The 20022-nt window shown below is 65.0% G+C and carries 19 protein-coding genes; 13 read left to right on the forward strand and 6 right to left on the reverse strand.

Annotation, left to right across the window (positions count from 1 at the left end; genetic code table 11):
* The first annotated feature begins 126 nt into the window (after positions 1–126).
* The 4 genes from Q0D31_RS21935 (at position 127) to mdlC (ending at position 5042) form a co-directional block, all read left to right on the forward strand.
* Positions 127–1293, forward strand: coding sequence for an acyl-CoA dehydrogenase family protein (locus tag Q0D31_RS21935; RefSeq protein WP_291855994.1), 1167 nt, complete (start codon positions 127–129; stop codon positions 1291–1293).
* A gap of 11 nt (positions 1294–1304) precedes the next feature.
* On the forward strand, positions 1305–2435 hold the full coding sequence (locus tag Q0D31_RS21940) for a CaiB/BaiF CoA-transferase family protein (protein WP_291855996.1): 1131 nt from the start codon (positions 1305–1307) through the stop codon (positions 2433–2435).
* Complete coding sequence (locus Q0D31_RS21945) at positions 2432–3298, forward strand: MaoC family dehydratase N-terminal domain-containing protein (RefSeq protein ID WP_291855997.1); 867 nt, start codon at positions 2432–2434, stop codon at positions 3296–3298. Before Q0D31_RS21940 ends, Q0D31_RS21945 begins: the two co-directional genes overlap by 4 nt.
* A 130-nt stretch (positions 3299–3428) precedes the next feature.
* Complete coding sequence (mdlC, locus tag Q0D31_RS21950) at positions 3429–5042, forward strand: benzoylformate decarboxylase (protein ID WP_291855999.1); 1614 nt, start codon at positions 3429–3431, stop codon at positions 5040–5042.
* A 97-nt stretch (positions 5043–5139) separates the two neighbouring features.
* On the opposite strand, the gene Q0D31_RS21955 is transcribed toward mdlC, so the two are convergent.
* Both Q0D31_RS21955 and Q0D31_RS21960 read right to left on the reverse strand, forming a co-directional pair.
* The gene (locus Q0D31_RS21955; protein ID WP_291856002.1) at positions 5140–5934 is read right to left on the reverse strand and encodes an SDR family oxidoreductase; all 795 of its coding nucleotides are present in this window, start codon (positions 5932–5934) and stop codon (positions 5140–5142) included.
* A gap of 22 nt (positions 5935–5956) precedes the next feature.
* A complete protein-coding gene (locus Q0D31_RS21960; RefSeq protein WP_291856004.1) occupies positions 5957–6652 on the reverse strand; it encodes a hemolysin III family protein in 696 nt (231 codons plus the stop codon).
* Positions 6653–6841: 189 nt separating this feature from the next.
* Here Q0D31_RS21960 and Q0D31_RS21965 point away from each other — a divergent pair, with 189 nt between their 5' ends.
* From Q0D31_RS21965 to Q0D31_RS21980, 4 genes are all read left to right on the forward strand, one after another.
* The gene (locus tag Q0D31_RS21965; RefSeq protein WP_291856006.1) at positions 6842–8305 is read left to right on the forward strand and encodes a YcjX family protein; all 1464 of its coding nucleotides are present in this window, start codon (positions 6842–6844) and stop codon (positions 8303–8305) included.
* On the forward strand, positions 8302–9333 hold the full coding sequence (locus Q0D31_RS21970; protein WP_291856007.1) for a TIGR01620 family protein: 1032 nt from the start codon (positions 8302–8304) through the stop codon (positions 9331–9333). Before Q0D31_RS21965 ends, Q0D31_RS21970 begins: the two co-directional genes overlap by 4 nt.
* A 332-nt stretch (positions 9334–9665) precedes the next feature.
* Positions 9666–9854 (forward strand): hypothetical protein, encoded by a 189-nt coding sequence (locus Q0D31_RS21975; protein WP_291856009.1) that lies wholly within the window; start codon positions 9666–9668, stop codon positions 9852–9854.
* A 17-nt stretch (positions 9855–9871) separates the two neighbouring features.
* On the forward strand, positions 9872–10243 hold the full coding sequence (locus tag Q0D31_RS21980; protein ID WP_291856012.1) for a hypothetical protein: 372 nt from the start codon (positions 9872–9874) through the stop codon (positions 10241–10243).
* Between the two features lie 76 nt (positions 10244–10319).
* Here Q0D31_RS21980 and Q0D31_RS21985 read toward each other — a convergent pair whose 3' ends face one another.
* Positions 10320–12107 (reverse strand): adenylate/guanylate cyclase domain-containing protein, encoded by a 1788-nt coding sequence (locus Q0D31_RS21985; protein ID WP_291856014.1) that lies wholly within the window; start codon positions 12105–12107, stop codon positions 10320–10322.
* Between the two features lie 232 nt (positions 12108–12339).
* On the opposite strand from Q0D31_RS21985, the gene cysK reads away from it, so the two are divergent.
* A complete protein-coding gene (cysK, locus tag Q0D31_RS21990) occupies positions 12340–13455 on the forward strand; it encodes a cysteine synthase A (RefSeq protein WP_366518544.1) in 1116 nt (371 codons plus the stop codon).
* A 42-nt stretch (positions 13456–13497) separates the two neighbouring features.
* On the opposite strand, the gene Q0D31_RS21995 is transcribed toward cysK, so the two are convergent.
* Positions 13498–14025, reverse strand: coding sequence for a hypothetical protein (locus Q0D31_RS21995; RefSeq protein ID WP_291856016.1), 528 nt, complete (start codon positions 14023–14025; stop codon positions 13498–13500).
* A 208-nt stretch (positions 14026–14233) separates the two neighbouring features.
* Here Q0D31_RS21995 and Q0D31_RS22000 point away from each other — a divergent pair, with 208 nt between their 5' ends.
* The gene (locus tag Q0D31_RS22000; protein WP_291856089.1) at positions 14234–14500 is read left to right on the forward strand and encodes a heme-binding protein; all 267 of its coding nucleotides are present in this window, start codon (positions 14234–14236) and stop codon (positions 14498–14500) included.
* 63 nt (positions 14501–14563) lie between these two features.
* Here the strand turns inward: Q0D31_RS22000 and Q0D31_RS22005 are convergent, their stop codons facing one another.
* On the reverse strand, positions 14564–16063 hold the full coding sequence (locus tag Q0D31_RS22005) for a glycosyltransferase family 39 protein (RefSeq protein ID WP_291856091.1): 1500 nt from the start codon (positions 16061–16063) through the stop codon (positions 14564–14566).
* Positions 16064–16339: 276 nt separating this feature from the next.
* On the opposite strand from Q0D31_RS22005, the gene Q0D31_RS22010 reads away from it, so the two are divergent.
* The 3 genes from Q0D31_RS22010 (at position 16340) to Q0D31_RS22020 (ending at position 19013) form a co-directional block, all read left to right on the forward strand.
* The gene (locus tag Q0D31_RS22010; RefSeq protein WP_291856018.1) at positions 16340–18097 is read left to right on the forward strand and encodes an adenylate/guanylate cyclase domain-containing protein; all 1758 of its coding nucleotides are present in this window, start codon (positions 16340–16342) and stop codon (positions 18095–18097) included.
* Between the two features lie 177 nt (positions 18098–18274).
* Positions 18275–18526 carry a hypothetical protein gene (locus Q0D31_RS22015; RefSeq protein ID WP_291856020.1) on the forward strand — a complete coding sequence of 84 codons (252 nt, stop codon included), beginning with the start codon at positions 18275–18277 and terminating at the stop codon, positions 18524–18526.
* Positions 18527–18812: 286 nt separating this feature from the next.
* Entirely contained in the window at positions 18813–19013 is a 201-nt protein-coding gene (locus tag Q0D31_RS22020) for a cold-shock protein (protein ID WP_027539571.1), read from the forward strand.
* A gap of 136 nt (positions 19014–19149) precedes the next feature.
* Here the strand turns inward: Q0D31_RS22020 and Q0D31_RS22025 are convergent, their stop codons facing one another.
* Positions 19150–19695, reverse strand: a complete 546-nt coding sequence (locus tag Q0D31_RS22025; RefSeq protein WP_291856027.1) for a hypothetical protein — start codon at positions 19693–19695, stop codon at positions 19150–19152.
* Between the last annotated feature and the right edge of the window lie 327 nt (positions 19696–20022).

The following is a 20022-nucleotide window of genomic DNA, read 5'->3' on the forward strand; positions in this document are numbered from 1 at the left end:
CGCTTGCCCACTTTCGAACCCAGGCTCATACGCTATAACAATTCAGCATAGGCCCCAGCCGCAGTTTCACAGCGGCCCGCTCCTTAAGCAATTGACATCGCCCGTCATCCATCGCCAGAACACCCAATGACCGCACCAGAACAACAAGACGAATTCCACGACATCCGCGACGCCGTCGCAAAACTCTGCGCCCAGTTCCCGGGCGAATACTGGCGCAAGCTCGACCGCCAGATGGCCTACCCCACCGATTTCGTGAACGCGCTGACGGCGGCCGGCTATCTCTCGGTGCTGATCCCCGAGGAATACGGCGGCGCCGGGCTGAAGCTGTCGGCCGCGGCCGCGATCCTGGAGGAAATCCAGCGCGCGGGCTGCAACGGCGGCGGCTGCCACGCCCAGATGTACACCATGGGCACCGTGCTGCGGCACGGCAGCGACGCCCAGAAGGCGAAATGGCTGCCCAAAATCGCCAGCGGCGAATTGCGGCTGCAGGCATTCGGCGTCACCGAACCGACCAGCGGCACCGACACCTCCTCGCTTAAGACGGTCGCCCGGCGCGATGGCGACCACTACGTGGTCAACGGCCAGAAGATATGGACCAGCCGCGCCGAACATTCCGACCTGATGCTGCTCTTGGCGCGCACCACGCCAAAGGAGCAGGCGCAGAAGCGCACCGACGGCCTGTCGGTGTTCATCGTCGACATGCGCGAGGCCAAGGGCAAGGGCCTCGAAATCCGCCCGATCCGCACCATGATGAACCACGCCACCACCGAAGTGTTCTTCACCGACATGCGGGTGCCGGCCGAGAACCTGATCGGCGAGGAAGGCCGCGGGTTTCGCTACATCCTGTCCGGCATGAACGCCGAGCGCATCCTGATTGCGGCCGAATGCATCGGCGACGCCAAATGGTTCATTGCGAAAGCCACCGCCTATGCCAGGGAGCGCGTGGTGTTCGGCCGTCCGATCGGCCAGAACCAGGGCATCCAGTTCCCGATCGCCAAGGCCTATGCCGCGATGCGCGCGGCCGAGCTGATGGTCAAGGAAGCCACCCGCAGATATGAGGCCGGGCTCGATTGCGGCGCCGAGGCCAACATGGCCAAGATGCTGGCGGCGGACGCCGCCTGGGATGCCGCCAATGCCTGCGTGCAGACCTTTGGCGGTTTTGGTTTCGCGGAAGAATACGACGTCGAGCGCAAGTTCCGCGAGACGCGGCTCTATCAGGTCGCGCCGATCTCGACCAATCTGATCCTGTCGTTCGTGGCCGAGCACGTGCTCGGCCTGCCCCGCTCCTACTGAGTGAGACCGCCATGCTGCCGCTGGAAGGATTGATCGTCGTCGCCGTCGAGCAGGCGGTCGCGGCCCCGTTCTGCAGTTCGCGGCTGGCGGATGCCGGCGCGCATGTGATCAAGGTCGAGCGCCCCGAGGGCGATTTCGCCCGCGGCTACGACGCCGCGGCCAAGGGCCAGAGCAGCTATTTCGTCTGGCTCAACCGCGGCAAGCATTCCGTGGTGGTCGATCTCGCCACCGAGAAGGGCCGCGCCGAGCTCGAAGCGCTGATCGCCGGCGCCGACGTGCTGCTGCAAAACCTCAAGCCCGGCTCGATGGACAGGCTCGGCTTTTCGCTGCAGCGTCTCAAGAAGGATTACCCGGCGCTGATCTGCTGCACCATATCGGGCTATGGCGACGACGGCCCCTATGCCGACCGCAAGGCCTACGACCTGCTGATCCAGGCCGAGAGCGGCCTCGCCTCGATCACCGGTGGCCCGGAAGGCCCGTCGCGGGTCGGCATATCAGTCGTCGACATCGCCACCGGCGCCACCGCGCATGCCTCGATCCTCGAGGCGCTGATCGCGCGGGGACGCACCGGCAAGGGCGCCGATATCCGGATCTCGATGTTCGACGTCATGGCCGACTGGATGGCGGTGCCGCTGATCAATGCGGAGGCCGGCAACCCGCCGCAGCGGATGGCGCTGGCGCATCCCTCGATCGCGCCCTATGGCGTGTTCTATTCCAGCGACGGCAAGGGCATCCTGATCTCGATCCAGAGCGAGCGGGAGTGGAAGAAGCTCTGCGCCGAGGTGCTCGGCCAGCCCGAACTGCCGAACGATCCGCGTTTCGCCAACATGGTGGCGCGGGTGCGCAACCGCGCGCTCACCGACAAGACCGTCGCCGACCGGTTTGCCGCCATGACGCGGCTCGATCTGCTCAAGCGCCTGGATGACGCCGACATCGCCTTCGGCGAGGTCAACACCATGGCCGACCTCGCCGTGCATCCGCACCTGCGCCGGATCGAGGTCGACACGCCGAACGGCAAGGTGTCGTATGCGGCGCCGGCCGCGATCTTCGTCGATGAGGCGAGGCGCTATGGCGCCGTGCCCGCCATCGGCGAGCATGCCGAACTCCCCAAGACCGCGCGCGCCCGGAGCCGCCAGCCATGACCAACGCCGCCGCCGAAAAACTCGATCTCGATCATTTGCGGCAATGGATCGGCCGCGGCACGGAAGCCACCGACATCGTCACCGCGCAACTGGTGAAGGCCTTGCGGGCCACGCTGTTCCAGGACATCGGCGAGCCCGTCACCGGCGACGCCGCGCCATGGACGACGCATTGGTGCCTGGCGCAGCCGGTGTTTCCGATGTCGATGCTCGGCCCCGACGGCCACCCGACCCGCGGCGGCTTCCTGCCGCCGGTGCCGCTGCCGCGCAGGATGTGGGCCGGCGGCGAAATCGAATTCCTCGAACCCTTGCGCATCGGCGATCAATCAACCCGAACCTCGCTGATCTCCGACGTGACGGTGAAGACCGGCTCGACCGGCGTTCTGTGCTTCGTCTCCGTCCAGCACACCATCACGACCCCGCGCGGCGTCGCGATCCGCGAACGCCAGGACATCGTCTATCGCGACATGGATGGCGTAGCGCCGGCCACGCCAGCCAAGGCGCCTGCCCCGCCGCCCGTCGCGCGCCATCGCGAAAGCCATGTCAGCGACCCCGTGCTGCTGTTTAGATACTCGGCGCTGACCTTCAACGGCCACCGCATCCATTACGACCGCGACTACGTCACCAAGGTCGAGGGCTATCCCGGCCTGGTGTTTCACGGACCGTTGCAGGCCGCTCTCATCGTCGAATTCGCCGCCAAGCTCCATGGCGGCGTGGCGCCGAAGAAATTCAGCTATCGCGGCGTGCAGCCGCTGTTCGAAGGCACCGAATTCTCGGTCAACGCCAACGACACCTCAGCGGGCACCGAGCTGTGGATCGCGAATGCAGAAGGCCAACCGACGATGAAAGGGATGGCGACGTGGTGAGCGACGTCATTCCGGGGCGCGCGTTAGCGCGAACCCGGAATCTCGAAATTCCCCGGTGCGCAATTGCGCACCTGAGGTCTGGTGCTGGCGCACCATCCCGGAATGACGGCGCTAGCTCGCGGAGCGCATAATGTCGCCCCGCAAATCCACCACCGCCACCGTCAAGGACGCCACCTTCGGCCTGCTGCGCGCGTTCGGGATCAAGCGCGTGTTCGGCAATCCCGGCTCGACCGAACTGCCGTTTCTGAGCGACTGGCCCGATGACATCGACTACGTGCTCGGCCTGCAGGAGGCCGCCGTGGTCGGCATGGCCGATGGCTACGCACAGGCGACCCGCAACGCCGGCTTCGTCAATTTGCATTCCGCCGCCGGGCTCGGCAACGCGCTCGGCAACGTCTATACCGCGCACCGCAACCAGACCCCGCTGGTGATCACGGCCGGCCAGCAGGCGCGCTCGATCCTGCCGTTGCAGGCGTTTCTCTACGCCGAGCGCGCCGCGGAATTCCCGCGGCCCTATGTCAAGTACAGCGTCGAGCCGGCGCGGCCTGAAGACGTGCCGGCGGCGATCGCGCGGGCCTATTACGTGGCGATGCAGCCGCCCTGCGGGCCGACCTTCGTCTCGATCCCGGTCGACGACTGGACCCGACCCGCGCCGCCGCTCGAGGCCCGCCGGATCAGCCGCGAACTCGGCCCCGATCCGACGGCGATGCAGGCGCTGGTAGGGGCGCTCGCGACCAGCAAGCGCCCCGCCCTCGTTGTCGGCCCCGGCATCGACCGCGCCAATGCGGTCGAGCTGATGGTGCGGGTCGCGGAGAAGGCCAGGGCCGCGGTGTGGGTCAGCCCGTTCTCGGCGCGCTGCTCGTTCCCGGAGCGGCACCCGCAATTCGCAGGATTCCTGCACGCATCGCCGGGCCAGTTGTCGGACGCCTTGCGCGGACACGACCTCGTGGTGGTGATCGGCGCGCCGGTGTTTACGTTTCATGTCGAAGGCCACGCTGCGATCTTCGACGGCGCGACCGCGATCTTCCAGATCACCGATGACCCCACCGCCGCCGCCGTCACGCCCTCGGGCGCCAGCATCGTCGCCACCATCAAGCCGGCACTCGAAATGCTGATCGAGCTGCTGCCGGAGACGAGGCGCGCGATGCCGGCCGGGCGCGTGCCGCCGCCGGCGCCGGCGTCGGCCGATCCGCTTCCGGTCGAGTTCCTGCTGCACGCGCTGTCGCAGGCGATGCCCGCCGACGCCGTGCTGGTGGAGGAAGCCCCCTCGCATCGTCCGGCGATGCAGAAGTTCATGCCGATGCGCGGCCAGGACAGTTTCTACACCATGGCAAGCGGCGGGCTCGGCTGGAGCCTGCCCGCCGCGGTCGGCATCGCGCTCGGGCGACCGGCCACGCGCGTGGTCTGCCTGATCGGCGACGGCTCGGCGATGTATTCGATCCAGGCGCTGTGGACCGCGGCGCGGCGCAAGCTGCCGCTGACGGTGGTGGTGATCAACAATTCAGGCTACGGCGCGATGCGCTCGTTCAGCGAGGTCATGCAGGTGCGCAACGTGCCCGGCCTCGAACTGCCCGGCATCGACTTCGTCAAGCTCGCGCAAGGCATGGGCTGCGACGCCGCGCAGGTGACCAAATCATCCGAGCTTGCGGGCGCGCTGAAGCACGGGCTTGAACAGGACGGCACCAGCCTGATCGAGGTGATGGTGGATACGGCAGTGCCGCTGCTCTACGCGCGGAAAGGGTAGTAGTCATTCCGGGGCGATGCAAAGCATCGAACCCGGAATCTCGAGATTCCGGGTCTGGTCCTTCGGACCATCCCGGAATGACGGCGTGAGGGCGCCGTCACTTCCCGTAACTCTCCCGCATCTTCGCCTGGATCTTCGCCATGCCCGCGATCCAGCGGTCGTAGTTTTCGGTCTTCTTGCGCATGTAGCCGAGCACCTGCGGATGCGGCAGGATCACGAAGGTTTCGTCTTCCAGCCCCTTCAGCACGTCCTGCGCCACCTGCTCCGGCGTCAGGTCGCCGTCGCCGGATTGCGGGCCCTTCGGGATCGAGCGCAGCATGTTGGTGTCGACGCCCTGCGGGCACAGGATCGACACCTTGATGCCGTCGGCCTTGTGCGAGATCGCCAGGTTCTCGGAAAAGCCGACCGCGGCGTGCTTGGTGGTCGAATAGGCCGGGCTGCCGACCTGGGACAACAGCCCCGCCGCCGAGATCGTGTTGAGGAAATAGCCGCCGCCGCGCGCCTTCATGCGCGGGATCAGGTGCCGCGCCGCATAGACATGAGCCATGACATGGATGGCCCAGCTGCGCTGCCATGGCTCGTCGGAGCTGCCGCCGGCGTTGACCGACAGCGGATCGAAGCCGCCGCCGATGCCGGCATTGGAGCAGAACAGCGCGATCGGACCGAACCGGCGCTCGGTCTCCTCGATGACGTGGAGGATGTCCTTTTCCTGCCCGACGTCGCATTTGAAGGCCGCGCCGTTGATCGCGGCCGCGACCTGCTCGGCGGCGGCGTGGTCGAGGTCGACGACCACGACCTTGGCGGCGCCGGCGCGATGAAACGCCTCGCACATCGCCCGCCCGATGCCATTGCCGCCGCCGGTCACCACCACGACTTTGCCGGTCACCTGCATGGCCGCCCCCCTTTGTCCTTGTTTACGCCAGCATCAGATCAAGGATGGCGGTATAGTGGCAGGCGGCGCCGAGCAAGACAAAGCCGTGCCAGATCGCGTTCTGGAAGCGCAGCCGCTGCCAGGCGTGAAAGATCACCCCTGAAGTGTAAAGCACGCCGCCTGCGACTGTGAAACCCAGCGCCAGCGCCGGCAGCTTCTCCACCATGGCGTCATAGAGCATCATGCCGCTCCAGCCCATGGCGAGGTAAAGCCCGGTCGCCAGCCGGTCGTAGCGGCCGGGCCGCGCGATCTTGAGTGCGATGCCGGCGATCGCCAGGCACCACACGCCGATCAGCAACGCTACGGCGAAGTAACTGTCCTTCACCGCCATGATGAACGGCGTGTAGGTCCCGGCGATCAGCAGGTAGATCGCCGAATGGTCGAAGCGGCGCAGCACCCATTTGGCGCGCGACACCGGCCAGAGATTGTAGGTCGCCGACAGCACCAGCATCGCCAGCAGGCCCGCGACATAGATCGAGACGGCGGCGATTTCGGCGGCGGAGGCGTAGACGGCGGTCAGTGCGATCAGCGCGGTGGCGGCGACGAGGCCAAGGCAGACGCCAATGACGTGGACGACGCCATCGGCGATCAGTTCGGCGCGATCGTAATGCCAGTGCATGGCGCCGGCGGCGGCATGGATCGACGTCGAGGCGATTTGCTTTAACCTGAAGATCGTCATGCGGACCCGCCGAAATTGCTTGCCGAGCGATAGGATAGTAATCTGGCGAGGTCAACGAACCCCACGCCATCCGGTTCACCCGGAAACTCGGCTTAAATGTGAAGCTTGATTTCGGCCCGGCAATCGCCACTTTTCCTGACGGTGCCCGCGAATGCCCGCCCCCCTCACATCGAGCCGCCCCCTCCCCCTATGGCCCCCGGTTTTTCAGACATTGTCGAGGAAGCGCGGCTGTCGGCGCGGGCGCTATTGGATTACGGCGACGGCCTGTTCCATCCGACGGTGCGGCTTGGCGTCACCGGGCTGTCGCGCGCCGGCAAGACCGTGTTCATCACCGCGCTGGTTCACGGCCTGACCCGCGGCGGCCGCTTTCCGGTGTTCGAGCCGTACGCGACCGGCCGGATCGCCGGCGTCCGGCTGGAGCCGCAGCCCGACGACGCGGTGCCCCGCTTCGACTACGAGAACCACGTTCGCGCCCTGATCGAGGATCGGCGCTGGCCGAACTCGACCGTCGACATCAGTGAATTGCGCCTCGTCATCGACTACCAGCGGCAGAACGGCGCCGACCGCACGCTCACCGTCGATATCGTGGACTACCCCGGCGAATGGCTGCTCGACCTGCCGCTGCTCCACAGGAGCTACGAGCAATGGTCGGCGGAGAGCCTCGCCCTGTCGCGCGAGGGCCCGCGCGCGAAGCTGGCAGCACTTTGGCATGCGCATCTGGCGACGCTCGCCGCCGCGGCGCGCGAAGACGAACAGGCGGCGCGCATGGCGGCAAAGCTGTTCACGGATTATCTGCGCGCCTGCCGCGACGAGCGTTTTGCCATGAGTCTGCTGCCGCCGGGGCGCTTCCTGATGCCGGGCAATCTGGCGGATACGCCGGCGTTGACCTTTGCGCCGCTCGACGTCGCCATCGACGGCAGCGCGCCCGACGGCTCGCTGTGGGCGATGATGCGGCGGCGCTACGAGTCCTACAAGGCCGTCGTCGTGCGTCCGTTCTTTCGCGATCATTTCGCCCGCCTCGACCGCCAGGTCGTGCTGGTCGATGCGCTGTCCGCCTTCAACGCCGGGCCCGAGGCCTTGCACGATCTGGAATCGGCGCTGGCGGGCATTCTCGATTGCTTCCGGATCGGCCGCAGCACGCTGTTCAGCAATCTGTTTCGGCCGCGGATCGATCGCATCCTGTTTGCGGCCACCAAGGCCGATCATCTGCACCATCTGAGCCACGATCGTCTCGAAGCGGTGCTGCGGCGGGCGGTGGCGCGGGCCGCCGACCGCGCCAGATATGCCGGCGCCGCGATCGACGTGGTGGCGCTATCGGCGGTGCGCGCCACCCGCGAGGCGATGGTGGCGCGCGGCCGCGAGAAACTGCCCTCGATCACCGGCACGCCCGCGCCCGGCGAGGTCGCCAATGGCGAAACCTTCGACGGCGCGACCGAGGTCGCGACCTTTCCGGGCGACCTGCCCGAAGATCCCGAAGAACTGTTCAAGGGCGGGTTTGCCGGCCTCTCCAGCGCGCCTTCCGAAAAGGCCGATTTCCGCTTCCTGCGCTTCCGGCCGCCGCTGCTGGAGCGCCACGGCGACGAGGCGCCCGCGCTGCCTCACATCCGCCTCGACCGCGCCCTCCAGTTCCTGATCGGAGACCGACTGCAATGAGCGAGAAAACGCCGCAGCGGCGGCCGGCGACCTTCAGGCTGGACGATCCCGGCGTGATCGTGATGGACCCGGACGCAACCACCCGCCCCGCCCGCGGCACCGTGCAGGTCACGCCGGAATCCGACCCGGCGCTGCTGCCGGTTGCGCTGGATGCGCCGCTGCTCCCGGCGCGCCGCGGCTTTCGCTGGGGCGCGCTGTTCTGGTCCGCCGCCAGCGGGCTGGTGCTGTTTGGGCTCGGGCTCGGCGTCGTCAACCTGATCGAGGATCTGTTCGCGCGCAGCCAGACCGTGGGCTATGTCGCGCTGGCCTTGGCGGCCGCCGCGGCGCTGGCGCTGGTCGTCGTCATCGCGCGCGAAGCGTTCGGGCTGGCGCGGCTGGCGACCATCGAGAAACTGCATCTGCGCGCCGCCGAGGTCCTGCGCAGCGACGACCGCGCTGAAAGCCGGGCCGTCGTTGACGAGCTGCTCCGGCTGGCGCGGCAGAACCCGCATCTGGCGCGCGCCCGGGCCTCGCTGGCCGGCCATGCCGACGACATCATCGACGGCGCCGACATGATCAAGCTGGCCGAGCGCGAATTGATGGCGCCGCTCGACGAGCAGGCGCGGCGGCTGGTCTCGACGGCGGCGCAGCGCGTCTCGGTCGTCACCGCGATCAGCCCGCGCGCGCTGATCGACGTGCTGTTCGTGTTCGTCGCGGCCCTGCGGCTGATCCGGCAACTGGCCCGGCTCTATGGCGGCCGGCCGGGCACGCTCGGCATGCTCAGCCTGCTGCGCCACGTCATCGGGCATCTCGCGATCACCGGCGGCATGGCGGCGACCGACAGCCTGGTGCAACAAATGCTCGGGCACGGCATCGCCGCCAAACTCTCGCACCGCCTCGGCGAAGGCGTGCTCAACGGCCTCTTGACGGCGCGGCTCGGCCTTGCCGCCATCGACGTCACCCGCCCGCTGCCCTTCACCGCGCTGCCGCGCCCGGCGCTGGCCGATCTCGCCAGGGACCTCCTGCGCAAGCGCGATGGCGAGGAATGAGGTTTCGATCGTGGCAGGCGGGGATTAGTGAAGCGGTTTCAGCTAACGGTTGAAGCAGGGCGCCTTATTTCAGGAGCGGCAGTGGCCTCATTTGCGAAAATGAGTGGGGCCGGCGCGCTGCTTGTCTCCGATTGGCTCACTGGGGCGAAGAGCATTCTTTAGCAATTCCAGACGCTTATGATTGCGCAAGCGCGCGACATGCGGGCAGGCTAACCAGAACCGCCCTGAAACAAAAATTGATGCGAGGTTCCAAGAAAAGCGGGGACATTCCTAAATAAGGTCTTGATTTTCCTATCTCGTTCTTCCCGGGGCGATGTTTATGAGTTGAATGGATGACGGATCAACAACTGGCTCTTCAGGCGATTGGGCAAGCTCAGCTCATTCTTGAAGACTACCTTCAGCCCCGGCCGCAAAACAGCGAGCGTATTCTCGATAAGCTGGTGGACGTGCTTGAACGCCCGGACGTGATGGCCGCGGTGAGCCGATTGCAGCGACGAAGCGGCCTGGAGCCGCGCCAATGAGGAGCAGGCTTTTTTCAATGGCTATCGCGCCTTGCGCGGCTGCCTTGTTGTTGATTGGCATACCGGACGTGGAAGCCAAGCAGCAATGCCATGCCGCCAAGCCCTCAAATCCGCAATCGCAGTGGTGGTCGTACCGAATAATCGACGGACGAAAATGCTGGTACGCCGGCAAGCCGATGCTTTCCAAATCCCTGCTGGAATGGCGCAAGGAGGCTTCCGTGCAACCGGCCCTTGCGGCCGAGGTCAAGAAACCGGCCCTCGCGGCCGAGGTCAAGAACAGGGCTGCAGAGAAGCGTGGCAACCCGCTCAACGCGCAAGCATGGGCACCGAAGGACGATCCTGACAGTTTCGAAGCGCTCTGGCGCGCCAGGGTAGCCTTGGAGCCGTAGCGCGCCCCCCCCCCCGCTGGCCCCTAGGGTCGAGTCGCGGCCGGCCGTGATGGCGGTCACATCGAACTTGGCCACATCATCGGTCAGGCAAGCCGAGTTTTCGCAGGTTTTCGGCCATCCTATCCAACGTGGGACCGGAAAAAACCATGGCGAGCTTGAACTTCGCGATCGTCAGATCGGGATAGTGTCGCAACAATTCCGCAAACGCCAGCTTCGCCTCGTCGATCCGACCGGCGGCCGACAGGGACGACGTCAGATTACGATAGATCCAGTTTGCATTGGGCCGCTCCAGCAGCGCGCGCCGGTATAGTGCCGCAGCATTGTCGTAGTCCTGCATCACTTCGTGAGCCGAGGCGAGACCGGCATAATTGTTGAAGTTCATCGGATCAATCGGACTGAGGCGAAGGGCGCGTTCGAAGTTTTCGATCGCCTTGTGAGGCTGATCGGCGTAATTCTCGACCCATCCAAGGCGGCTCCAGGCCCAGGCGCAGTTCGGATCAAGAGCGAGCGCGCGCTCCAGCAGCACGCGGGCGGTCCCATAGTTCCGAACAAAAGTATGCACCGCGCCAAGCACAGCCAGGATGAGCGGGTCGTCTCCGCTCAGGTTCGCGGCGCGCTCCGCGAGCGTCCGTGCCATGGCCTGGCTTGCTGCAAGGTCGTCCGCCCAATTGTAGACCGAACGTTGGGCATGGCACCAACCCGCAAGGGCCATCGCCAGCGGATATTCGGGGTCAACACTTAGCGCCTTCTCGAGAAGCTCGATCGCTTTTGCGCTTTCGTCCTTCTCCAGCGCCCAAACATGGGGCATCGCCCGCATGGTGTAGTCGTAGCTGCTCAAATCCTGCGGACGCTTGCGACGCGACCGCTCGATCTCGGCGCTGCGAATGGACGGCTGCAGCGCGCCTGCCACTTGCTGCGTTATCCGGTCCTGCAGATCAAAGAACTCGTCGATTGTGCCGTCGTAGCGCGAGCTCCAGACATGCGCGCCCCCCTCGGTCTCGATAAGCTGGACGGTGATACGCAGACGACTACCGACTTTCTGTACGCTTCCCTCCAGCAGGTACGCGACACCCAATTCCTTTCCGATGTCGCGTGCATTGGTCGCGCGCCCCTTGTACGTGAACGCCGAACTCCGGGCGATGACGAAGAACGACCGGACGCAGGAAAGCGTCGCCGTTATCGCCTCGACGATGCCGTCGGCGAGGTAGTCCTGGCCGGGCTCGGCGGACATGTTATCGAAAGGCAGTACAACGATCGATGGCTTGTCGGGCAACGCCAGAGTTTTAGGCCAGTGAATCGCGGGCGATTCCGATGTAATCCTCGCAACACTATCGCCAGCCGGCCGTATTCGCCACGCCCGCATCGGCTCGGCAATGTTCTTTAAACTCTGTTCCCCGATGTCTTCCAATGCAAAATCGACCTTGCCGCGAATTTGTCGATGCGCGTCATCGGACAAACAGACGCCGCCCGGTTCTGCAATTCCCTCAAGCCGAGCCGCTATGTTGACGCCGTCACCGAATATGTCGTCATCGTCGATGATGATATCGCCGACATGGATCCCTATCCGAAACTCGATCCTGAGGTCCTGCGGGACGTCGGCGTTATGCTTGACCATCTCTCGCTGGATGTCGGCGGCGCAGCGCGCCGCATCAACAGCGCTTGCGAACTCGACCAGCAGACCGTCGCCGGTGGTCTTGACGATGCGGCCCCGGTGGCTCGCGATCGTGGGATCGACAAGCGTCCTTCGGAGCGCTTTCAGTTGGGCTAGCGTTTTCTCCTCGTTCAAGCCCATCAGCCGGCTGTAGCCGGCGACATCCGCCGCCAGGACAGCCACTAGTCGTCGCTGCACGCGATCGCTGGACAAGAGGTAGTTCCCGGGCTGATGGCAATAACACGATCAGAACATAGGCGGAGCACCTCCGCTAGCGATGTTTCCCGATCCGGCGTCTCAAAGCCGACGCCTAGCCTCTCCTCCTGCTACAGAAATGCCGTCGGCCGGCACGGAAGCCAGCGGAGCTTGGTTGAACCGCCGGCATCCTGCCGAGACATATATCTAATGTGCTGACGCGCTCCGTACCACGAGCGCCAACTTCGCCTTGCGCCAAACCAGCGTTGATGCGACCAGTGGATGCAGACACTTTCGTGATCGCGACGGGACAGGAAGTTGCATGAAATATCAAAGCATAACGGAGACGATCGGCAATACGCCGGTGGTCAGAATCAATCACCTGGCGCCAAAGGGCGTGAACCTGTTCGTCAAGGTCGAAGCGTTCAATCCCCTCGGGTCCATCAAGGATCGGTTGGCCCTGGGTGTCATCGAGGCGGCTGAAAGATCCGGCGAATTGAAGCCGGGCCAGACCGTGATCGAGGCCACCAGCGGCAACACCGGGATTGGCCTTGCGATGGTTTGCGCGGCCAAGGGCTACCCGCTCGTGCTGACCATGGCCGAACCGTTCAGCGTCGAGCGCCGCAAGTTGATGCGATTCCTGGGAGCAAAGGTGATTATTACTCCCGCGGCTGAACGTGCCGTCGGCATGGTCAACAAGGCTGCTGAACTTGCCAAAGCCCACGGCTGGTTCATGACCCGGCAGTTCGAGAACGAAGCCAATGCAGATATCCATACTCGAACGACCGCGCGCGAAATCCTCGATGATTTCTCCGGCGAGAGGCTGGACTATTGGGTCACCGGCTACGGCACCGGCGGAACGCTGAAGGGCGTCGCGCGGGTGCTCGCCAGGGAGCGGCCGGATACCAGGATCGTCGTATGCGAACCGCTCGACTCCCAACTGTTGGGCAGCGGCATCGAGCAGGCCCGGCATGCTGACGGCACCCCGTCAGGTCCCCACCCAACATTCAAGCCGCATCCGATGCAGGGGTGGACACCGGATTTCATTCCGAAGCTCGCCGCCGATGCGGTGGAAACGAAAGTGATCCACCGGCTGCTGCCGATCTCGGGCGCTGATGCTATCCGGTTCAGCAAGGAGCTGGCGACCAGAGAGGGTATCTTTGTTGGCATCACTTCCGGCGCCACATTTGCTGGCGCGCTCCAGATCGCAGCAGAGGCTGAAAAGGGTGCAAACATCCTCTGCATGCTCCCCGACACCGGCGAACGCTACCTGAGCACCCCGCTGTTCGCCGATGTGGCGGCCGACATGAACGATGAAGAGCTGAAGATTTCGCGGTCCACGCCGTCAGGACAACTCAATTCCTGAGCTCGGCTACAGACGGCTTTGCTCGAAGAACAACGCGTCCGGTCAGTTGGCGAACACATTGCCGGCGCGGATGCTGCACGAGATTCCGCCGACCTGGTTCGACTTGATTTCGACGATGTTGTTGGTGATGCCACTCTTAAAGCGAATGATGGCTCCCTCGGATTCCCTGGCACGTGTCACCTGCGCGCTGCAGCTGGCAAAGCCGGCATCGATATCCGCCACGATGCGCGTCGCTCCAGCGCTCCCGTAAGGCATCAGGACCAGCAGCGAACGGCCATTGAAATTGATCGAACGCTTGCCCGATCCCGCAATCTCTCCCTGGCGTTCCGCGCTGCCACGGCGCGTCGCGTAGGAGACGTTGTTGAAAACGCGCCCTGCCTCGCTCACGTACATGTTCAGCGTTACCGTGCCGACGACCTGCCGCCAGGCCTGCTCGCCGGCCGGGCGCTGCTCGCGGGTCTCGGTCCAGGTGACGCTGACCGACTTGCCGTACAATTCCTTTGGCGGTGCAGCATATGCGGCTTGCGGAAGCAACAGTCCAGACAAGAGCACAATTGTTGATCTCAACATGCTCAAGCTCCGTGGGGCTTGTCAGGCGGGCGCGCCTGGACATCGGGGGCGGCCAAGCGTGCAGGCTATCACCGCAGCGCGACGGACGGCAATCACCGGAATCGGTGGTTGAGCTTGGTCGGACGCCTTGCCGGCTCACAACGCGCGAACTTGAAATGTCCCGCCGGCTATCGGCGTTGGGGCCCGTTCGGGTATAGTTCCCCGCACTATAGCAGATGGACAACACGCAAACCGCAGCATCGACATCGCCATCGGCAAAGCCAAGGCGGCGGCGACCTATCGGCGCACGACGCGCGTCTTCATGGAGGCGATCAACATGGGCGGATCGGCCACGATCACCCTGCCGGGCGTGTTCGCCTCGCCCGGCGGCGTGCCGATCATGATCGACGGCAAGGTCACCGGCGGCGTCGGCGTCAGCGGCGTCACCGGCGACCAGGACGAGCAATGCGCCAAGGCCGGCCTCGGGATTACCTAAGAAGTTGCGTACCAGCGTCGGCGCGGCTCTGTTGGAGTCGCGCCGAGCGTTGATGCAAATGAACTACGCTATGATCGCGTCAAACCGCGCCTGCCCCGCCAGCACGCGCCAGTGGAACAACGGCGAATCCGGCGGCGGCGACAGCTCCGGCGTCCAGCCCGTCAGCTTTTCCAGCGCATAGATATCCATCACCACCCCGCGCCAGCTGCGTTCGACCCGTTCCAGCGGCTGCCGCGTTGCCGTCGTGACATCCCACCACGGCAGGCGGCTTTCCGGCTCGCGCGCGATATGGAGGCCGGGGCGATTCCTGATCGCATCCATGCCGGGATCGCGAAAGCCCTGGAATCTTGCGCGCTCGTTGACCTGGATGACCGGGACCTCGCCCTTGAAATGCCAGCGCAGCATCGCGTAGGTGCGATAGTCCGACGTCGCGATCCAGCTCGCGCCGGTCTGCCGCAACTGAACGCGCACCCGCTCGGCGACCTGTTCGAAGCCGGCCTCGGCGCCGACGGGATCGATCCTGCCGAGTAAATTCCAGGGCGCCGCGACATAATAAAGGAATACGGCGACCACGAAGGCCACTCCCGAAATGACGGCGACCCTCGCCCACGCCCATGTCGATTGCACGATCCAGTCCGCCCGGCCCTCGCGCGACAGCATGGTGAGATTGATCGCGGTGGCGGCAAAACCCGCCGGCCACAGGAACATCGGCCAGGTGTCGCCGACCCGCAGCGTCAACGACTTCCAGAAGAAGTAGCCGAACGGCACCAGCACCGCGGTGGACAGCAGGATCGCTACCGGCTCGCGGGTGCGGTAGCCGCGCCACGCCGTCCATGCCACGCCGGACAGAACCACCGGCAGCAATACGAAACCGACCAGGCCGAATTGCAGGCCGATGAATTCGCCGACGGTACGAAACGAAAACGGGTGAGACGCGAGCGCGCGCACCAGCTGGAAGCGGAACGACCCCCAGTCGTGCCCGGCATTCCAGACCAGCACCGGGGAGAACACGATCAACGCGATCAGCGCCGCCCGCCACGGATAGGGGCTCAGCAGCCAGCGTCGCCGCCAGTCCGGCACCAGCGCAAACGCGATCACCGCCGGCAACAGCAGGATCGCGGTGAATTTGCACAGTAGCGCCAGCCCGGCGAACAGGCCGGCGGCGAGCCACCAGCGCGGGTTGCCGCTCTCGGAGAGCCGCACCAATGCCCACAGCATTGCGACCGCGCAAGGGATCATCGCGGTGTCGGGCGCCACCTTGGCCATCAGCAGCCCGTAATACAGCGCCGCCTCCGGCAGCAACACCGCGAACGCGACCGCGCGAACGTCATGCGTCACGCGCCGGACGATGTCGGCGAGCAGCAATTGCGTGACCAGCATCGCGACGATGCCGCCAAACCGCACGCCGAGAAGTGTGTCGCCGAAGATCGCGGTGCCGAACCGGATCAGCCAGGCGATGCCGGGCGGATGATCGAGAAAGGCGAGCGCGCTCTCCTTCGACCAGGTCCAGTAATAGGCCTCGTCGGTGCGCAGGTCGAGCGCGCCAGCATAGACCAGCCGCATCGCCGTCAGCGCCGCAACCAGCAGCGCGAGCGCAAGCCATGGCGGCGGCGTAAGACGGCCCGGCTTGGCCGGGCGGTTGTCGGGATGGGTTATCGTCACGGCGCTTTCTCCCCGACTGCCCCGGGGGTGTCAACGTGCGGCAACGGAAAACCCGTCGCCAGAAGCTTCGTATCGTCGTGCCGCCCGCTACCCGATTGCCCTCTGCCACGATAACGGGAGACGGTATTCACGGCCGCAATTAGCCGCTACCATTGCCGTATTGACCCTATGGATCGCATGGCGGCTTTCTCCCGAGTCCAGTTGACGGCATTCGTTCGCGGCATCGGCCTGCGGCAGGTCCGCCTTGCCAGCGGCATGGTGCTGTTCGCCTATCTGATCAGCCATTTTCTCAATCACGCGCTCGGCAACATCTCGATGGCGGCGCTGGCGGACGGCGTGTATCTCCATCTCCTGTTCTGGCAATTCCTGCCTGTCGCGATGGTGTTTTATGCCGCCTGCCTCGTGCATACCTTGCTTGGCGTCTGGGCGCTGTATGAGCGGCGGCAATTCCGCTGGAAGGCGATCGAGCCGCTCCAGCTTCTGCTCGGCCTCAGCGTGCCCGGGCTCATCATCGCGCATATCATCGGCGTCCGGCTTGGGCAGACGCTATACGGACATGAAAAACTCTATCCGCAGGTGCTGTTCCTGTACTGGGTATGGGTGCCCTACCGGGTCTGGTTGATGCTCGCGGTGATGACGATCGCCTGGGTCCATGGCTGCATCGGGCTCTACTTCTGGCTTCGGATGCGGGCGTTCTACAAACGCGCAGCGCCGTTTCTGCTCGCGGCCGCCGTGCTGGTTCCGACGCTCGCCATGCTCGGTTTCTATCAAGGCGGGCGCATGGTCATCGAGGCCGACAGCGCCGAATGGCGCGCCGAGAACATCTCGCCGCGACAGATCGGCACGCGGCCCGAACAGCAGGTGCTCGACCGCGTCACGGATTATTTCCTGTTCGGCTATTTCGGCCTGATCGGCCTTGCGCTCCTGGCCAGGGGCGTCCGCGCCGTCAACGAGCGCCGCCGCGGCATGATCCGCCTCTCCTATGGCAACGGCCGCACCGTGCGCGTTCCCAGAGGTCTCACCGTGCTCGAGGCCAGCCTGCGCAACGGCGTGCCGCACGCCAGTGTCTGCGGCGGCCGCGCCCGCTGCTCCACCTGTCGCATCCGCGTCATCGGAGACAGCGGCGAATTGCCCGAACCCTCGCAGCGCGAGGCTTTCGTGCTCGGCCGGGCTGGGACGCCGGATCCATCCATCCGCCTCGCCTGCCAGTTGCGGCCGGCGACCGACCTGTCGTTCTTCCAGCTGTTCCTGCCGCACACGATGTCCGCCGACGGTCACGACTCCAACCCGACGCGGATCGGTCAGGAGCGCTATCTCGTCAGCCTGTTTGTCGACATGCGCGGCTCGACCAGGCTCGCGGAAAAGCGCCTGCCGTTCGACACTGTGTTCATCGTCAATCGATTCCTCGGCGCAGTGTCGCAGGCGGTGATCGAAAGCGGCGGTAGGCCGAACCAGTTCATCGGCGACGGCATGCTGGCGCTGTTCGGGCTCGCTTGCAGCCGGCGGGACGCCTGCCGGCAAGCCCTCAAGGCCGCTTCGATGATCGCCGCCAATATCGACGAATTGAACAAGTTTCTCGAACACGATCTGCACGAGCCGCTCCGATTCGGAATCGGCGTCAACGGCGGCGAAGTCATCGTCGGCGACATCGGCTACCGCGACCACATGGTGTTCACAGCGCTCGGCGACCCCGTCAATGTCGCGGCCCGGCTGCAGGACATGACCAAAAACCTTGCCTGCGAGGTCGTCATCTCAGACGAGGTTCGCGCCACCGCAGGGCTGGCCGCCGACGCCCTGCCAAGCCAGGAAGTCGTGATCCGCGGTCGCAACGAGCCGATGATGGTGCGCACCGTGACGGATGCGCGGGTGCTGTCGATCCTGGTTAACGACCAGCAAGGTGCCGGCGCTGAAACCGGCCCGGCGGCAATGGCTTGAAGCGAGTGTGACGTTCGTCACGCCTGAATAGTTGTTCACGAAATTTGTGGTCCTTCGCGGCGTCGGGAGCTCGAACCCGCGCGTCGGCGCGGGCGACTGATCGACAAGGGGTGAGACTGAAAATCCAACCCGCGCCGGGACGAAACGATCGCGGCGCACAGCTAAAGGAGAACGACCATGTTTCGCAAATTGACGCTCGCGCTTGTTGCCGCCGCCTCGCTCAGCGCCGTGGCGCTGGCGCCCACCTCCGCCTCGGCGGGCGGCGGCTTCTGGCCGAAGCACCCGCATCATCATTGGGGCCACGGCCATGGCCATGGCTTTGGCCTCGGATTCATCGCTGGCGGCTATCCCTATGACGGATGCTATGTGACCCGCCGCGTGATGACGCCGTACGGCTTCCGCTGGCGCACCGTGAACATCTGCTACTGATGCAGAGTGCCGTTCATTCAGTTCGGAAACCCCGGCGGCTCATGCGGCCGGGGTTTCCTGTTCCAGCGGTGGTGAGCAAAGAATCCCGGCCCTTCGTCGCTTTAAATGACGGCGAAACCGGCAAAACGAGGAAAATCGGGTGAGAATTCTCGCTTTTTGCCGATCTGGCCGTTCCGTTTGCGCTACCCAGCCTGCCTCAACCCGCGTATTCTGAGATTTCGGGCAGCCGGTGTGTGCGGGGGCCAGCGGCTCGTTTTCTTTTCTTGATTCCGCGGAGACGACGTGAATGGCTAAAGGTACGGTAAAGTGGTTCAACCCGACCAAGGGTTACGGGTTCATCCAGCCCTCGAATGGCGGCAAGGACGTTTTCGTTCATATTTCGGCAGTTGAGAAAGCTGGTCTTTCGACGCTGAATGAAGGGCAGACCGTCGAGTACGAAGAGATCGCCAACCGCGGCAAGACCTCGGCCGAGAACCTCAAGGTCTAGCGCGAACGCGCGATCGGCAACGGCGCGCTCTCGGACACAACTCCGGGAGTCGGGCCGAAAAATCTCTCAACAACTATGAGCGTTCGGCGGGACCTCTGCGCGCGCGACGAACAGCTCGTGCGCGACAACCGGCCGCTCAATCTTCCTTGACCCATTGCTGCGCGGTCATCACGTCGGGCGGCTGCGAGTAACCTCGGGTCCAGGGATCGACGACCCATTCCACCCTGGTGCGGCGATCGATCAGGATCGCGGTGTTGTGCGGGGTCTGCAGCAACAGCGCATTTCCGCGATAACGCGGATTCCCGATGGCGTGATGCTTCAGCAGGCGCCACTCCTGCAGCACCAGCAACAGGCTGGTGGTGTTGCGCGTGGTGTCCCAGCAATCGTAATTGTGCCTGTCGTCAAGATGGCGAAAATCCGCCTTCGCCACCCGCTTGTTGGTGCCGATGATCGGCCCCATGCGACGGTCAAACCACACCACCGCCTTGCGCACCGCGGCGCGCTCGGCCGCGGCCGACGCCTGCCCCGCAGCCATGAGCTGCGTCAACGCATGGCGGTCGCCCGCCGTGAATTCGAGGATCTCGCGTCGGCGGCAGACAAAACCGTAGCAGACGGTCATCGATTTGGCCGAGGGCGGATAGATCGACACCGAACTGTAGAGATTGGCGATCTCCGTACTCATCTCAACGGCCTTCGCCGTCCAACCGCCTGAAAGCGCGAAGACAGCGCCAAGCAACGCCACCTGTCCCACGCGTAGGCGGCGTCCTGCTAGGCGCTGACCGGCGGCTTTCATGGTCCCTGCCATTCCCCAAGCCAAAGCGTGATTTAGGATTAGCGCGGTCGTTTCGTTCCGCCAACCGGCAACCCTGCGATCTGTGGATCACTCCGCGAAAATTCTACCGGATGTGTTCTGCGTGCGTCACCATGGGCCGTTCTGCGAGGGCTTGAAGGCCGGCTGGCGAACCGGCAGCCCGTCGACATGTCGGTGACCCCCGGACCTGCATCAGGT

The sequence above is a fragment of the Bradyrhizobium sp. genome, from assembly GCF_022844465.1.
Lineage (GTDB): Bacteria > Pseudomonadota > Alphaproteobacteria > Rhizobiales > Xanthobacteraceae > Bradyrhizobium.

What these genes read in the sequence shown, in the direction of transcription:
- Q0D31_RS21935 (WP_291855994.1), top strand. Translation starts at nt 127, where the DNA reads ATGACCGCACCAGAACAACAAGACGAATTCCACGACATCCGCGACGCC.
- Q0D31_RS21940 (WP_291855996.1), top strand. Translation starts at nt 1,305, where the DNA reads ATGCTGCCGCTGGAAGGATTGATCGTCGTCGCCGTCGAGCAGGCGGTC.
- Q0D31_RS21945 (WP_291855997.1), top strand. Translation starts at nt 2,432, where the DNA reads ATGACCAACGCCGCCGCCGAAAAACTCGATCTCGATCATTTGCGGCAA.
- mdlC (WP_291855999.1), top strand. Translation starts at nt 3,429, where the DNA reads ATGTCGCCCCGCAAATCCACCACCGCCACCGTCAAGGACGCCACCTTC.
- Q0D31_RS21955 (WP_291856002.1), bottom strand. Translation starts at nt 5,934, where the DNA reads ATGCAGGTGACCGGCAAAGTCGTGGTGGTGACCGGCGGCGGCAATGGC.
- Q0D31_RS21960 (WP_291856004.1), bottom strand. Translation starts at nt 6,652, where the DNA reads ATGACGATCTTCAGGTTAAAGCAAATCGCCTCGACGTCGATCCATGCC.
- Q0D31_RS21965 (WP_291856006.1), top strand. Translation starts at nt 6,842, where the DNA reads ATGGCCCCCGGTTTTTCAGACATTGTCGAGGAAGCGCGGCTGTCGGCG.
- Q0D31_RS21970 (WP_291856007.1), top strand. Translation starts at nt 8,302, where the DNA reads ATGAGCGAGAAAACGCCGCAGCGGCGGCCGGCGACCTTCAGGCTGGAC.
- Q0D31_RS21975 (WP_291856009.1), top strand. Translation starts at nt 9,666, where the DNA reads ATGACGGATCAACAACTGGCTCTTCAGGCGATTGGGCAAGCTCAGCTC.
- Q0D31_RS21980 (WP_291856012.1), top strand. Translation starts at nt 9,872, where the DNA reads ATGGCTATCGCGCCTTGCGCGGCTGCCTTGTTGTTGATTGGCATACCG.
- Q0D31_RS21995 (WP_291856016.1), bottom strand. Translation starts at nt 14,025, where the DNA reads ATGTTGAGATCAACAATTGTGCTCTTGTCTGGACTGTTGCTTCCGCAA.
- Q0D31_RS22005 (WP_291856091.1), bottom strand. Translation starts at nt 16,063, where the DNA reads ATGCGGCTGGTCTATGCTGGCGCGCTCGACCTGCGCACCGACGAGGCC.
- Q0D31_RS22010 (WP_291856018.1), top strand. Translation starts at nt 16,340, where the DNA reads ATGGCGGCTTTCTCCCGAGTCCAGTTGACGGCATTCGTTCGCGGCATC.
- Q0D31_RS22015 (WP_291856020.1), top strand. Translation starts at nt 18,275, where the DNA reads ATGTTTCGCAAATTGACGCTCGCGCTTGTTGCCGCCGCCTCGCTCAGC.
- Q0D31_RS22020 (WP_027539571.1), top strand. Translation starts at nt 18,813, where the DNA reads ATGGCTAAAGGTACGGTAAAGTGGTTCAACCCGACCAAGGGTTACGGG.
- Q0D31_RS22025 (WP_291856027.1), bottom strand. Translation starts at nt 19,695, where the DNA reads ATGAGTACGGAGATCGCCAATCTCTACAGTTCGGTGTCGATCTATCCG.